The 12,996-nt window shown below is 70.5% G+C and carries 13 protein-coding genes; 4 read left to right on the plus strand and 9 right to left on the minus strand.

Going from position 1 to position 12,996, the window contains the following annotated elements; genetic code table 11:
• Positions 1 to 24: 24 nt before the first annotated feature.
• Both AB0I15_RS58610 and AB0I15_RS58615 read left to right on the plus strand, forming a co-directional pair.
• Complete coding sequence (locus tag AB0I15_RS58610) at positions 25 to 687, plus strand: class I SAM-dependent methyltransferase (RefSeq protein ID WP_358117605.1); 663 nt, start codon at positions 25 to 27, stop codon at positions 685 to 687.
• Between the two features lie 48 nt (positions 688 to 735).
• Positions 736 to 1,362 (plus strand): NUDIX hydrolase, encoded by a 627-nt coding sequence (locus AB0I15_RS58615; RefSeq protein WP_358117608.1) that lies wholly within the window; start codon positions 736 to 738, stop codon positions 1,360 to 1,362.
• On the opposite strand, the gene AB0I15_RS58620 is transcribed toward AB0I15_RS58615, so the two are convergent.
• The 9 genes from AB0I15_RS58620 to AB0I15_RS58660 form a co-directional block, all read right to left on the minus strand.
• Positions 1,359 to 4,031 carry a CDP-glycerol glycerophosphotransferase family protein gene (locus tag AB0I15_RS58620; RefSeq protein WP_358117610.1) on the minus strand — a complete coding sequence of 891 codons (2,673 nt, stop codon included), beginning with the start codon at positions 4,029 to 4,031 and terminating at the stop codon, positions 1,359 to 1,361. The two genes, AB0I15_RS58615 and AB0I15_RS58620, sit on opposite strands and share 4 nt — an antisense overlap.
• A 283-nt stretch (positions 4,032 to 4,314) precedes the next feature.
• A complete protein-coding gene (locus tag AB0I15_RS58625; protein ID WP_358117613.1) occupies positions 4,315 to 4,629 on the minus strand; it encodes an MGMT family protein in 315 nt (104 codons plus the stop codon).
• Positions 4,617 to 4,988, minus strand: a complete 372-nt coding sequence (locus AB0I15_RS58630; protein WP_358117616.1) for a hypothetical protein — start codon at positions 4,986 to 4,988, stop codon at positions 4,617 to 4,619. Before AB0I15_RS58630 ends, AB0I15_RS58625 begins: the two co-directional genes overlap by 13 nt.
• A 52-nt stretch (positions 4,989 to 5,040) precedes the next feature.
• Positions 5,041 to 6,195, minus strand: coding sequence for a S8 family serine peptidase (locus tag AB0I15_RS58635; RefSeq protein WP_358117618.1), 1,155 nt, complete (start codon positions 6,193 to 6,195; stop codon positions 5,041 to 5,043).
• Positions 6,189 to 6,989, minus strand: coding sequence for a hypothetical protein (locus AB0I15_RS58640; RefSeq protein WP_358117620.1), 801 nt, complete (start codon positions 6,987 to 6,989; stop codon positions 6,189 to 6,191). The genes AB0I15_RS58635 and AB0I15_RS58640 overlap by 7 nt, the downstream gene beginning before the upstream one ends.
• Positions 6,990 to 7,147: 158 nt before the next feature.
• Positions 7,148 to 8,371 carry a S8 family serine peptidase gene (locus AB0I15_RS58645; protein WP_358117622.1) on the minus strand — a complete coding sequence of 408 codons (1,224 nt, stop codon included), beginning with the start codon at positions 8,369 to 8,371 and terminating at the stop codon, positions 7,148 to 7,150.
• The gene (locus AB0I15_RS58650) at positions 8,359 to 9,078 is read right to left on the minus strand and encodes a hypothetical protein (protein WP_358117624.1); all 720 of its coding nucleotides are present in this window, start codon (positions 9,076 to 9,078) and stop codon (positions 8,359 to 8,361) included. Before AB0I15_RS58650 ends, AB0I15_RS58645 begins: the two co-directional genes overlap by 13 nt.
• Positions 9,079 to 9,115: 37 nt before the next feature.
• Complete coding sequence (moeZ, locus tag AB0I15_RS58655) at positions 9,116 to 10,297, minus strand: adenylyltransferase/sulfurtransferase MoeZ (RefSeq protein WP_358117627.1); 1,182 nt, start codon at positions 10,295 to 10,297, stop codon at positions 9,116 to 9,118.
• Between the two features lie 43 nt (positions 10,298 to 10,340).
• A complete protein-coding gene (locus AB0I15_RS58660) occupies positions 10,341 to 11,237 on the minus strand; it encodes an alpha/beta hydrolase (protein WP_358117629.1) in 897 nt (298 codons plus the stop codon).
• Between the two features lie 147 nt (positions 11,238 to 11,384).
• On the opposite strand from AB0I15_RS58660, the gene AB0I15_RS58665 reads away from it, so the two are divergent.
• Both AB0I15_RS58665 and AB0I15_RS58670 read left to right on the plus strand, forming a co-directional pair.
• On the plus strand, positions 11,385 to 11,705 hold the full coding sequence (locus AB0I15_RS58665; RefSeq protein ID WP_358117632.1) for a hypothetical protein: 321 nt from the start codon (positions 11,385 to 11,387) through the stop codon (positions 11,703 to 11,705).
• A 758-nt stretch (positions 11,706 to 12,463) separates the two neighbouring features.
• Positions 12,464 to 12,751 carry a hypothetical protein gene (locus tag AB0I15_RS58670; protein ID WP_358117634.1) on the plus strand — a complete coding sequence of 96 codons (288 nt, stop codon included), beginning with the start codon at positions 12,464 to 12,466 and terminating at the stop codon, positions 12,749 to 12,751.
• Positions 12,752 to 12,996: the final 245 nt, after the last annotated feature.

A 12,996-nucleotide genomic window follows, 5' to 3' on the forward strand; every position in this document is an offset into this window, starting at 1 on the left:
CACGACGCGACATATCGTGTTCTCATGACGCGAACGGACAAGGGCTACCGGGGCATCGGCATGGAAGGCGCGATCGCCCGCTGGTACGCCACCACCAACGCCAAATCCCCCGCCCGATACCAGGAGCAGGTCGCCAAGGTCAGGCGGTACGCCGCCAAGGGGGCCAGGATCCTGGAGGTGGCCCCCGGCCCCGGCTACCTGTCCATCGCCCTGGCCGCGACCGGCGACTACACGGTCACGGGGCTCGACATCAGCGACACGTTCGTCCAGATCGCCCGCGCCAAGGCCGCCGAGGCCGGCGTCGAGGTGGACTTCCGCCGGGGCAACGCGGCCGCCATGCCGTTCAACGACGACACCTTCGACTTCCTCATCTGCTGCGCCGCGTTCAAGAACTTCTCCGACCCCGTCGCGGCCCTGCGGGAGATGCACCGGGTGCTGCGGCCCGGCGGGTGCGCGCTGGTCCTGGACCTGCGCAGGGACGTTTCCAAGCAGGCCGTCGACGAGGACGTGGCGCGGATGCGGATGGGGGTCTTCTCCCGGGCGTTCACCAGGCTGGCGCTGCGGTCGTTCCTGCCGCGGCGGGCGTACACGAAGGGTGAGTTCGAGGCGATGGTGGCGCACACCGGCTTCGGCGCGCACGACATCCGGGAGTCGCCGCTGACCCTCGAAGTGGAGCTCCAGAAGTAACCCCGGATCTTCCGTGCACGGAACGTGCGAGCTTGTAACGTCCATCGCATGCGCTGGCAGGTCCACTCCGAGACGTCGCTCTATCGCGACCCATGGCTGGACGTCCGGGTGGCGGACGTGGAGTCGCCCGACGGGCGGCGGCTCGGTCATCGGCTCGTGCGCACGGAGCCCGCGGCCGGAGCGGTCGTCACCGACGGCCACGATCGGGTGCTGCTGATCTGGCGGCATCGCTTCATCACCGACAGCTCGGGGTGGGAGATCCCGCTGGGCCCGGTGGTGGAGGGCGAGATGCCGGGCGACGTGGCGGCGCGTCAGGTCGAGGAGGAGACGGGGTGGCGGCCGGGGCCGCTGCGGCCGTTGCTGTCGATCCAGCCGGGCAACCGGTTCTGCGACAGCCTGCACCACATCTACCGGGCCGAATCCGCCACGCGCGCCGGCCTGCCCGCCGCGCCCCGGGAGGCCGGGCGGGTGGAGTGGGTGCGGCTGTCGAGCCTGCGCAGGCTCATCGGCGACGGCGAGATCGTCTGCGCCACCAGCCTGTCGTCCCTGCTCTACCTGCTCGTCGACTGCCTGCCGGACGACGTGAGCCCGCCGAAGGCCAGAGAGCCGGCCTCCGGCGGGGACTACGACCCGGGCAGGCGGTTCCTGCTGCCCGACCTGCCCGAGCTCTTCTAGGAGAAGAGGTGGTCCACCACCCGGGCCGTGGCCTTGCCGTCGTCGCGGGGGGCGAACGTGGCCCTGAAGGCGTCGTAGCGGTCGGCGTGGGCCGCAGCCACCTGGTCGATCGAGCGCAGCGCCTCGACCACCTCGGCCGACGTCGACAGCACCGGGCCGGGCGCCTGCTCGGCCAGGTCGATGTAAAGACCTCGCTTCGAGGCGTATTTCGCCTGGTCGTAGCCGTAGAGCACGATCGGCTTGCCGGTGGCGGCGAAGTCGAACATGACCGAGGAGTAGTCGGTCACCAGGACGTCGGCGATCAGGAGCAGGTCGGCGATGTCGGGATAAGTGGTGACGTCGCGGGCGATGTCGGGGACGGCGGGCACGGCCTGCATCGGATGGGCGCGTACGAGGATCTCGTGGTCGGCGCCCAGGGACTCGCGGGCCTTGGCCAGGTCGAGCTTGACCATCGCGTTCTTGCGGTCGTAGTCGCGCCACGTCGGCGCGTACAGCACCACACGCTTGCCCTCCACCAGCCCGAGGCGCTCGCGCACGGCCGCGGCCAGTTCGTCCCGGTCGGGCGAGTTGAGCACGTCGTTGCGGGGCAGGCCGCTCTCCAGGATCTCGCCCTTGTAGCCGAACGCCTTGCGCAGCACCGGCGTGGCCCAGGGCGACTGCGACAGCAGCAGGTCCCAGCCGCGCACCTCCGCGGCCTGGCGGTGCCAGATCGGCGGCCTGGGGTCGCGGTTCATGTGGGGCTGGTCGTTGCCGATGAGCTTGGCCGGGGTGCCGTGCCACGTCTGCACCACCACCTGGTCCTCGCGGGCGCGGAACCACGCCGGCAGGAACGAGTTGGTGACGATGTGGCGGGACCTGGCCAGGACCTCGTGGTGCTCACGGCTGCCGGCGCGGACGACGGTCGCGCCACCCGGCGGCGCGAAGGCGCCGTCCTTGACGATCCAGATGTGCTCGCGGTCGTCGCCCCTGCGCAGCCGCTCCTCGTAGATGGAGCGGACGCTGTCGGCGTAGAGGCGGCCGTCGTTGACGACGTAGACGGTCGCGTCGCGCAGCGGCTCGGTGCGCTGGGCCGGGTAGAAGACCCGGCGCAGCACGTGGGTGCCGGCCACGCCGCGCTCACCGGCGGGCCGGTCCTCCTCGACCGTGATCACCGGCACGTCGAAGCGCGTGGAGATCATGCGGTAGATGTGCCCGTCGAGCGTGCGCGGCTCCTCGTCGAGCCCCGGCAGGGCGGCGTGGTCCATGCGCAGCGGGACGATCTCCCCGGACGGGTGCCGCAGCGACATGTTCCAGGTGCCGGAGCTCAGCGGCACGGGCTCGCCGAAGCGGTCCATGGCCGAGGGCTCGACGCGTACGGAGAACGCCTCACCGGAGCGCTCCATCGGCAGCAAATAGGACAGCCCCGACCGGTGCCGCAGCGTGAGCGAACGAGGGCCGGGCGCGTCGGGATAGTCGCCGCCCAGGACGAGCGCGGAGCCGTCCCAGACCGCCGAGGTGATCACCGGGCGGATGCGGTGGGCGGAGACGACGACCCGGTCACGGCGGTCGCCGAGCACGGTGATCTCGCGGTCGCCCACCGGCGTGCGGGTCTCCACCAGGTCGGCCAGCATGACGGAGGCCGCCGGGTCGCCCTTGGGCTCGACCCAGAGCCGGCGCCCGTCCTTCTCCTGCAGCAGGGCGGGCACGGCCAGCCCGACCAGCACCTGCGTGCCGTCGCCCGAAGGCGTGAAGTCGGCGGCGATGCGGTGGCCGCCGAGCCTGGCGTGGCCCTTGGTCACCTGCCGGCCGGGCAGGGAGATCTTCAGCTCGAGACGGTCGCCGTCGAGGGACACGCCGGTCAGCTCGGCCCGGTTGGGCTGGAGCACGACCTGCAGCGCCCGGTCGGACGTCCAGACCGGCCTGACCCACCAGCCGGGCTTCACCTTGAGCCCGGCGGGCCGCTCGGGCCGGCCGATGGAGGAGCCGCGCAGCAGACCGGTGGCCCGCGCGCCACGGCTCCAGAAGACGATCTCGGCCCGCCACGTCGTGGCGTCGGGCACGGAGGGCCGGTGACGCATGCGGCGGCGTACGCCGTGGACCACGGCGCGCACGGCGCCGCGCCAGCGCAGCGGCCACGGGCTGAGCTCGGCGGTGAAACCGGACCAGTCGTAGTTGCAGCCGGGCTCACGCGCGCCGTGGGTGGCCTCGGGGGCCAGGACGCGGCGCGTGCGCATCCGGATCGGCGGCAGCCAGCGCGGGCCGCGCAGCACCACGGTGGCCATGTTGAACCTGCGGCTGCGGACCGAGAGCCCCGCCAGGTAGGCGAAGCCGCTCACGCGCAGCCTGCCGTTGGCCCAGACGATGTCGTCGATGTGGGTCACCGGCACCAGGTCGGCGCGGCGCAGCCGGTAGAGGTCGGGCGGCAGCTCGTCCTGGAAGGGCAGGTCGGCGTACCAGCGCAGGCCCTTGCGGATGCGCTTGGACGGCTCGGCCGCCGCCGTCACGACCTTGACGAGCGTCTCGCCCTCGACGAGCTCGTCGTCGGAACGGTGCTCGATCAGGTGGCAGATGACGCGGCGCGCGACCGGCAGATCGCGCTTGACGCCCGCGTCCACGCCCGCGAGATAGGGGCGCAGGAGGTCGAGCATCTCGCGCCGTCGCGCCGCGCCGCGTTTGACCGCCAGGTCCATACGGCTCCCGAGGGGACCGCTGAGCACTTCGGTGTCGAACGCCGCATCGCGACCGCCTGGGCCGACCGCTCGCATGACCGCTTCGAGAGGCTCGCCACGATCACAGAGATCCTGGACAGCCTTGAGGCGGTCGGCGAGCGAATCGCCGCCCTGGCTCTGGGCTTTGACGCCGGTGGCCATAGGGGAGGCACCGCCTTTCGGGCCGCCATGAGTGTTTTGCCCATGGTAATGGGAGTCACATGTCACAGAATCGCCCGTTCGGCGAAACAGCAGGTCAATGGGGTTACTGAAAATCCGCTGAACGCCCGTCCCACCGGGCCAGCCGCATGTCCACCCGCTCACCCCGCAGCGGGGTGCCTTCTTCGCGCCAGTGGGCCAGGCAGCGTTGTACGTGGTCAGGGGCCGCGCCAGCGCCGTTGGCGTGGACCACGCGCCACCACGGCACGCCGCCGCCCCACGTGGACATCACCTTGCCGACTTGGCGGGGGCCGCCCTCACCGAGGTATTCGGCGATGTCGCCGTACGCCATGACCTTGCCGGGCGGGATGCGCTCGACGAGGTCGAGCACCGCCTCGGCGAAGGGGTTCAGGGGCTCCATGCTGCCGGTCCCGCGTCGATGATCTCGTCGAACTTGCCTATCTCCACCACGCTGCCGCCCGTCTCGACCTCGATGACGCCGTCGCGCAGCCCGTAGACCTCACCGTCCTCGCCCACGAGCCGGGCGCCGAGCGCCGCCGACAGGCGCAGGAGCTGGGCCACCTGCCAGTCGGAGCCGGGTTCGCCGATGAGCTGGCCACGCCAGCGTGCCACCGTGTGCGTGGCGCCCGCGTGGCCGGCCACGATCTCCTCAGATCCGCCCTCAGATCGGCGCAGCCCGAAACCGGCCGGCGCGATGGCCTTCGCGAGCTCCGCGAAGGCGAGTGGCGATTGGCGCACCACCCGCAGCTCGTATCCCATGACGCGGGACCATAGCGGATCTTTGCCGTGCGGAGATCCGCTCGCGGCCGTGTCACTGCTCTCTGCGCTGGTTGAGCACGATGATCGCGCCACAGAACGTGATCAGCGCCACCAGCACCCCGCCCCCGTACAGCCACAATCGCCATGGGTCGGGGCCCGGCCTGGTCGGCACGGGTGAGTCCTCGCCCTGGCCGAAGTGCTCCATCCCGGGGACGACGCTGCGCCGGGCGCCGCTCAGCCGCTCGGCGGCGTTGAGCGCGGCGGCCGCGTCGACCACCCCGAACCCGGTCTGGTCGTCGTATCCGGCGGCGGGCCTGCCCCTGGCGCTGGAGGCCAGCGCCTGGGCCACCTGCTCGGGCGGCAGGTGCGGGTAACGCGCCTTGACGAGCGCGGCCACGCCGGCGACGAGCGCGGCGGCCGAGCTGGTGCCCTCCGACAGCTCGTAGCCGCCCTTGCGCTTGACCACGGGGACCTCGACGCCGGGCGCGCCGACCAGCACGGAGAGGTTGTCGCTGCTGAACGTGGCCCTCTTGCCCTGCTTGTCGGTGGCCGCCACGCCGATGACCCCCGGGTAGCCGGCGGGGAAGCTCCAGTAGGAGGTGCCCTTCTCCTTGGCGTAGTCGGTCTGGCCGTCGTTGCCGACGGCGGCGATCAGGACGACGCCCTTGCCGAGCGCGTAGGAGACGGCCTCGCGTTCGGACCTGACCGGGCCGTAGGAGCCGATCGACATGCTGACGACCTGGGCGCCGTGGTTGGTGGCGTAGCGGAGCGCGCGGGCCAGCGGGCTCTCCGCCGAGATCTCGTCGTCCTCCATGGGCGGGAAGGCGGTGTCGGGCTCGTCGTCGGTCATCATGGGCAGCGACAGGATCCGCGCGCCGGGCGCGACGCCGACCAGGCCGTCGTCCTCGCCCGAGCCGGCGATCAGGCCCGCCATGGCGGTGCCGTGCCGGCCGGGCGGCAGTTTGCGCTCGACGGCGCCCGAGCTCATGTCGGGGCCCGCGGTGACGCGGCCCTTCAGCTCTTTCACCTCGGTGTCCACGGCGCTGTCGACGACGGCGACGGTGACGCCCTCACCCTTGGTGACGGTCCAGGCCTGCTCGATGTTGAGCGCGTCGAGCACCCACTGCTGCTGGTCTCTGACCGGATCTGCCGCGGGGCTCGTGAGCACGAGCAGTGCGGCGGTGAGCGCGCGTACGGCGGTCAGCACACGTTCCCCTGGGTGCAGGGCGGCACCTTCGGGGGGTCCGCCAGGAAGTAGGCGATCTGGTTGCCGATGGACTTGGCGGCCGGCCACAGCTCGCTGTGCAGGATCTCCTCGGGCGCGATCGCGGCCCTGGTCCGCCCGTCGGCGTAGCCGCCCGTCGAGAACACGATGTACGGCCCCGCGCCCACCCATCCGGTGCGCTGGCGCTGGTCGGGCCCGAAGCGCTCGGTCACCGTGCCGGGGAAGGCGACCGGCAGCACGCCCACGCGGTCGTCCTGGGTGAGCTCCTCGGTGGCCGAGACCCTGGACGCCTCGTCCTTCAGCACCGCCACGCCCACCGTGAAGACGAACGAGGCGGTCTGGTCGACGTAGGTGGCCCGCAGCATGGTGAGGCAGCCGTGGCTCTGCAGCACGCCGGCCACGGAGGCGTCGACGCCCTTGCCGCACTCGGTCTCGGGGGCGATGCCGACGCGCCTGGCGTACTGCTGGGCGCGGTCGAGCCCGAGGTATTTCACCTCTTCGGGAAAGACGCCCGTGGCGGGCCACGCCTGCCAGCGCCGGGCGATCTCCTCCTGCTTGTACTGGTTCTGCTCGGCCGGAGTCAGCGGGCGGGACCGGGTCTCGGCTAGCAGGCCGATCGTGCCGAGCAGCACGACGACCGCCGAGACGGCCACGATGACGCCGAGCAGCGCCACGAAGACGCGCCGGTAGCGCACTCCCTGCCGCAGGTTGAGCAGTTCGGTACGCTCTCGGGCGGCCGTGCGACGGCGGGAGTCGGCCGCGGGCCATGAGCGCACGCGTGAGCCGCGGCCGGTGGTGGTGCCGAGCGGATTTCTCCGTCCCGGCGCGGAATCTCCGCCGGCGCGCGGTAGCCCTGAGGTCGACCTACGTGCCTTCACCACCGCCTCGTTCCCACATTCGCGTTGTGTCTATTTCGTCCCCCTTGAGGGGCGGATCATGCGTCTTGCACGCTGTGCACCCTGCGTACGCGTCTGACCAGGATGAATATGACGCTCAATGCCGCGATCGCACCGGCGGCGGCCGCGGCGGCGACAGCCGTGTACAACGTGACGTGCCGCTCGTCCCTGGTGATGACTTCGACCGGGCCCGCCTGCCCGCCGGCCAGCGGCTCGGCGGGATCCTGGACCCCGGCGCCCCTGGCCAGCTCGGTGTGGCCGGCCAGCCGCGCGGCCTCGGACAGCGCCCTGGCGGCGTTCACGACGCCGAAGCCGGTGGCCGTGTCGTAGCCGCCCGGAGGCCGGTCGGTGGCGCTGTCGGCGAGGGCGCGGGCCACGAGCGGCGGCGACAGGTCCGGATATTCGGCCTTGATGAGGGCCGCGACCCCCGACACCAGCGCGGTGGCCTGCGAGGTGCCCCTGCCGACCCAGTATTCGTCGCCGGGGCCGGCGCCCATGATGTCGACGCCGGGCGCGGCCACGAGTACGGAGGAGTTCCAGTTGGAGAACGTGGCCCGCCGCAGCCGCCGGTCGGTCGCCCCGACCGAGACGACGCCGGGGAAGGCCGCCGGGTAGGAGTAGGGCGCGAAGTCACCGTCGATCTTCCCGTCGCCCTCGTTGCCCGCGGCGGCGACCAGCACGACGCCCCTGGAGATGGCGTAGCGGATGGCCGCCCGCTCCTCCCGGGTCGCCAGCTCCTTGGAGATCGACATGTTGATCACGTCCGCCCCCTCGTCCACCGCGTAGCGAATGCCTCGGGCCACCACGTCCTCGAAGCGCTCGGCCGAGTTGAACTCGCGGAAACCCGGCTCCTCGTCCTCGAGGATGACCCTTACAGACAGTACGTCCGCTTCGGGCGCGACGCCGATGATCCCCTGCTTTCCCTTCGGCCCGTGCCCGTGACCGGCGATCAGCGAGGCCATGTACGTGCCGTGCAACCTGCTGGAAAGGGCCCCCGGCGGGTTTGCGCCCTCGGTGAAATCCTTGCCGACGCGTACGGACCCGGCCAGGTCCCGGTGCCGCGGGTCGACGCCGGAGTCGAGCACGGCCACCAGCACCCCCGAGCCCCTGCTGACGCGCCACGCCTCGGTCAGCGCCAGCGTCTTGATCACCGCCCGCTGTCCTCCACGCACGTCGTCGGCCCGCGCCGGCGCCACCCAGAACAGCACCGTCGCGCCCGCCGCCACGACGGCGGCCCATCGCCGGCCGGTCAGCACTGCCACTCCGGCGACGCGCAGTCGGGCATCGTGGGCGTGCTCAGGCCGGTCAGCACGTGCTCGGAGAGCTCACCGGCGAAGGCGAAGATGGCCGGCCGCTGCTCGTCGGCCGCGTTCGCGGGCCTGCCGTCCACCTGGCCCGCCGTGGTGAGCACCAGGTAGGGGCCCGCCTGGCGGACCGAGCCCGACTGGCGCACGGCCGGGGAGAAACGATCGGACACGGTGCCGCGGAAGGCCAGCGGACGCAGCCCGGGCGCGGGCCTGCCGGTGTCGGCGAAGGCGGACTTGGCGCGTACGGCGCCCAACTCGTCGCGCAGCGCCACCACGCCGACCGTGACGAGGACACCGCGCAGCGCGTCGATGTAGGTGGCCCGCAGCACGCCCTTGCAGCCCGCCCTGCGCAGGGCCTTGACCGCCTTGGAGTCGACCGAGTCGCCGCATCCGGTGTGCGGCGAGATGCCGATCCTGCTGGCCCGCTCCTGGCCGCCCTGCTCGGCGGAGTAGGGCAGCGTGGCGGGGAAGATGCGGCCCGCGGGCCAGGCGCGCCAGCGTTGGGCGACCTCGCGCTTGGCCGCCGCGTGCAGCTCGGCCGTGGTCGGGCCGCGGGTGAGCTCGGTGCCCGCCGCGCTGCCCGCCACCCCGGCGGCCACCGCGCAGATCAGCGTCAGCGCGGAGGCCACCACGAGCGTGGGCCAGGGACGGGCGGAGTTCACGCCATCGACCCTAACCGCGACGCATGCCCATTAACCCCTAATAGCTGGGCAGGCTCGGGTCCACGGTCTTGACCCAGCTCAGCACGCCGCCGCCCACGTGGACGGCGTCGGCGAAGCCGGCGCTCTTGACGACCGCGAGCGCCTCGGCCGAGCGGGCGCCCGACTTGCAGTGCAGCACGATCTTCTTGTCCTGCGGCAGCTTCTCCAGGGCCGAGCCGTTGAGGAACTCGCCCTTGGGGATCAGCGTGGCGCCGGGGATGGAGACGATCTCGTACTCGTTCGGCTCGCGGACGTCGACGAGGAAGATGTTCTCGCCGGAGTCCTGCATGGTCTTGAGCTCGAGCGCGGTGATCGTGGAGCCGCTGGCGGCCTGGGCGGCCTCGTCGGAGATCGCGCCGCAGAAGGCCTCGTAGTCCTCGAGCAGCTCGGTGACCGACGGGTTCTTGCCGCACAGCACGCACTCAGGGTCCTTGCGGACCTTGACGTCGCGGTATTTCATCTCCAGGGCGTCATAGATCATCAGCCGCCCGACCAGCGGGTCGCCGATGCCGGTCAGCAGCTTGATGGCCTCGTTGACCTGGATGGAGCCGATCGAGGCGCACAGCACGCCGAGCACGCCGCCCTCGGCGCACGACGGCACCATGCCGGGAGGCGGGGGCTCCGGGTAGAGGCAGCGGTAGCAGGGGCCGTGCTCGGCCCAGAACACGCTGGCCTGGCCGTCGAAGCGGTAGATCGACCCCCAGACGTACGGCTTGCCGAGCAGCACCGCGGCGTCGTTCACCATGTAGCGCGTGGCGAAGTTGTCGGTGCCGTCGACGATGAGGTCGTAGCCGGAGAAGATCTCCATGACGTTCTCGGTGGTCAGGGCCGTGTTGTGGATCACGACCTCGACCAGCGGGTTGATCTCGCGCACCGAGGCGGCGGCGCTCTCGGCCTTCAGCCTGCCCACGTCGGACTGGCCGTGGATGATCTGGCGCTGCAGGTTGGACTCATCGACCACGTCGAAGTCGATGATGCCGAGGGTGCCGACGCCCGCCGCCGCGAGGTACATCAGCGCGGGCGAGCCCAGGCCCCCGGCGCCCACACACAGCACCTTGGCGTTCTTCAGCCGCTTCTGCCCCGCCATGCCCACATCGGGAATGATCAGGTGGCGCGAGTAGCGGCGCACTTCGTCGACGGTCAGCTCTGCGGCCGGCTCGACCAGCGGTGGCAACGACACTTTCTACGCTCCCGTTTCAGGGGGTCTTATCTCACAGTGAAACCTAGCTCGCCAGTGGGGCATTCCCCAATCGAGTCTCACCGATCAGACGGCGTGCTTCCGCCGCCACCACCTGCGGCATCTCCATCATCGCCACATGACCCGCCGTCGGGAGCAGCACGAGCCGCACCTGCCGGAAGGTCCGGTACGCCTTGCGCGCCATCGCCGGCCGCACCAGGCGGTCGTGCCGGCCATGGATGATCAGCGTCCGCGCCTGGATCCGGGCCGCCTGACGCCAGAGGTTCGCCTCGCCCCGGCGGAAATACTCGGCCACGATGCCCCGGGCCGAGCCGATCATGGCCTGGCCGGCGTGCGGGAGGTCGTCGCGCCTGCGGAGCTCCTCTATGGCGTCGCGCAGGCGTATGGGGTGCACGGAGTTCGCGTTGGCCCAGACCATGGAGAAGGAGGCGTTGACGCGGTGCTCGGCGGGGACCAGGCGGAGCCGGTCGGCCACCCACTCGCCCAGCAGGGGCACCGCGGCGGCGGCCACGCGGACCGGGCCGTACCTGGGGAGCAGGTCGGGCAGGGCCGGCGAGACGAGCGTGAGCGAGCGGACCAGGTCGGGGCGGTCGGCGGCGACCCTGACGGCGATCGCGCCGCCGAGCGAGTTGCCGAACAGGTGGGCCGGCCCCGTGTGCTCCAACAGGGTGATCACGGCCCTGGCGTGGCCAGCCACCGTGTAGTCGCCGTCGGCCGGCGCGGGCGAGAAGCCGGCGCCGGGCAGGTCGAGGGCGTGGCCGGTGACCAGGTCCTTGAGCTCGTTCATCAGGTCGGTCCAGTTGGTGGCCGATCCGGCCAGTCCGTGCACGAACACCGCCGGCTCCGCGGAGCCTGCGGGAGTGGACCGCACGTACACCGAGCCGATCATGCGTCCCGGCCAGTGCGGGATCGGCGCCGCCATGGTTCTCTCCCCCTGGGTCGTCCAACGTCCACTCAACGATAACCATCGCCTCTGCGGGGGGTCTGGATTCCGTACAGAACGGTTTTTACCCCACTAATCAGGACATCAGCGTGGTTACATCCCAAAATCTCCACAAGGGGTTACGCCATGCTCACAATCCGCATCGTCGCCGGCCTCGTGGCCGCGGCCCTGGCGAGTGGCGCTCTCGTCGTCACGGCCGGCGCGAGCCCGGCGGGCGCCGCCATCGTTCTCGAGCGGCCTGGCTGCAGGTACCGGGTGCAGCACATCAAGACGAGGCTGAACGTCCGGCTCACGCCGGGCGGGCGGATCGTGGACAAGCTGTATCCGGGGGATCGTACGTGGGGGAGCTGCAAGAAGTTCGGCAAGTGGCGCAGGATCCACGGGACCGAGGCGGACCGGCGGGGGTTCGCCTTCGCGTACTACCTGAAGAAGATCGGCCGGCGCTAGCCGGAACCATCGCGCCGCGGACCTCTGGCGGGCCACGGCGCTGTCGTGCCGCAACATCGGACATTTCTGGATTTTTCGGATCATAGATGCCTAAGCGATCTCTTGGCAGGGCAACAGAGTGGCAAAAGCTGCCGTATGTCGTTTATGACGGCCACGGACGGAAAGCATCCTTTCCAGTGCGACACCGAAAGTGATGCTTCCGACACTCACCGTATTGACGGCACAGGCCGGGAGCGGAGACCGCGCCGGAGAGCGCACCAAAGCGAACGACGCCTTTCCGGGGCGGCCTGATGCCTTCCCCGGAGAATGACCAGTGCCGTCCAGACCCGAATCAGCATTTCGCCGGGCTTTCGGACATTGGCGGGCGGGCGCCATTTCGGCGCGACCCCGGCATGCCATTCAGGCTTCGAAGCCTGCGCTATCAGCCATGCCCTGAATCCGTCACCGTTTCAGTGGACGGACGCTTTCGCACGCCCGTGCCGACTTCCATTTCCGGCACAATCGGACATATCGTGCCATTTCATGGGATAGATGTTTAATCCAAGCAATAAGATTCTTAATGCATAGCAAAATAGGGTGATTCCTGTTTGCCCGGCCGTCGCCCCGGAAATGACATTCACCGGATGACTCTTCAGCAGCCGTCCAAGACCTGTTTCAGGTACCAGGAAACGTCTCGAACGGGGCAATCCATCCTTTAGGGGGAAAACGCAATGCCCAAGCTCAAGAGTGTTATGGCAGGACTCGCCATCGGTACGGCTATGACCGGCTCCGTGGTCACCATGGGCACCACGCCCGCCGTCGCCACCCCGGTCACCTCTGGCACGTCCTTCGTCGAGGGCGACAACTGGGGTTGGGGCCACCACCACCACCGCCGTCACGGTCGCTGCGGTCGTAACCACCACGGCGGCGGCTGGGGCGGCTGGGGCGGCGGCGGCTGGGGCTGGGGCGGCCACCGCCGCGGCCACCACGGCAAGATCTGCATCGTCATCCGCAACCACAACCGCAACATCAACGGTCCGGAGCACGAGCACAACCGGACCTGGTGACGTGACCGTGTACTAAAGGCGAGGGGAGAGGGCTCGCCATCCATTGATGGACGCCGTCCGCGCTTTTAAGTGTGGATATCGACCGGAGGATTCGAGTTCTTGGGGGCGGCCCGTACTGGGGGGTGCGGATCGGGCCTGAGGTTCCTTCTCCTCGTCTTCACGGCAACCTTTATTGAGGGCTCCACTGGCATCTGGCCAGGGGGCCCTCATCGTGTTGTGCGGGGGTTGTGGCGGGGGTGGGGATG

It is taken from the genome of Nonomuraea sp. NPDC050643 (genome assembly GCF_040654715.1).
Lineage (GTDB): Bacteria > Actinomycetota > Actinomycetes > Streptosporangiales > Streptosporangiaceae > Nonomuraea.

What these genes read in the sequence shown, in the direction of transcription:
- AB0I15_RS58670 (WP_358117634.1), top strand. Translation starts at nt 12,464, where the DNA reads ATGACCGGCTCCGTGGTCACCATGGGCACCACGCCCGCCGTCGCCACC.
- AB0I15_RS58610 (WP_358117605.1), top strand. Translation starts at nt 25, where the DNA reads ATGACGCGAACGGACAAGGGCTACCGGGGCATCGGCATGGAAGGCGCG.
- AB0I15_RS58665 (WP_358117632.1), top strand. Translation starts at nt 11,385, where the DNA reads ATGCTCACAATCCGCATCGTCGCCGGCCTCGTGGCCGCGGCCCTGGCG.
- AB0I15_RS58615 (WP_358117608.1), top strand. Translation starts at nt 736, where the DNA reads ATGCGCTGGCAGGTCCACTCCGAGACGTCGCTCTATCGCGACCCATGG.
- AB0I15_RS58625 (WP_358117613.1), bottom strand. Translation starts at nt 4,629, where the DNA reads ATGGAGCCCCTGAACCCCTTCGCCGAGGCGGTGCTCGACCTCGTCGAG.
- AB0I15_RS58620 (WP_358117610.1), bottom strand. Translation starts at nt 4,031, where the DNA reads ATGGACCTGGCGGTCAAACGCGGCGCGGCGCGACGGCGCGAGATGCTC.
- AB0I15_RS58630 (WP_358117616.1), bottom strand. Translation starts at nt 4,988, where the DNA reads ATGGGATACGAGCTGCGGGTGGTGCGCCAATCGCCACTCGCCTTCGCG.
- AB0I15_RS58660 (WP_358117629.1), bottom strand. Translation starts at nt 11,237, where the DNA reads ATGGCGGCGCCGATCCCGCACTGGCCGGGACGCATGATCGGCTCGGTG.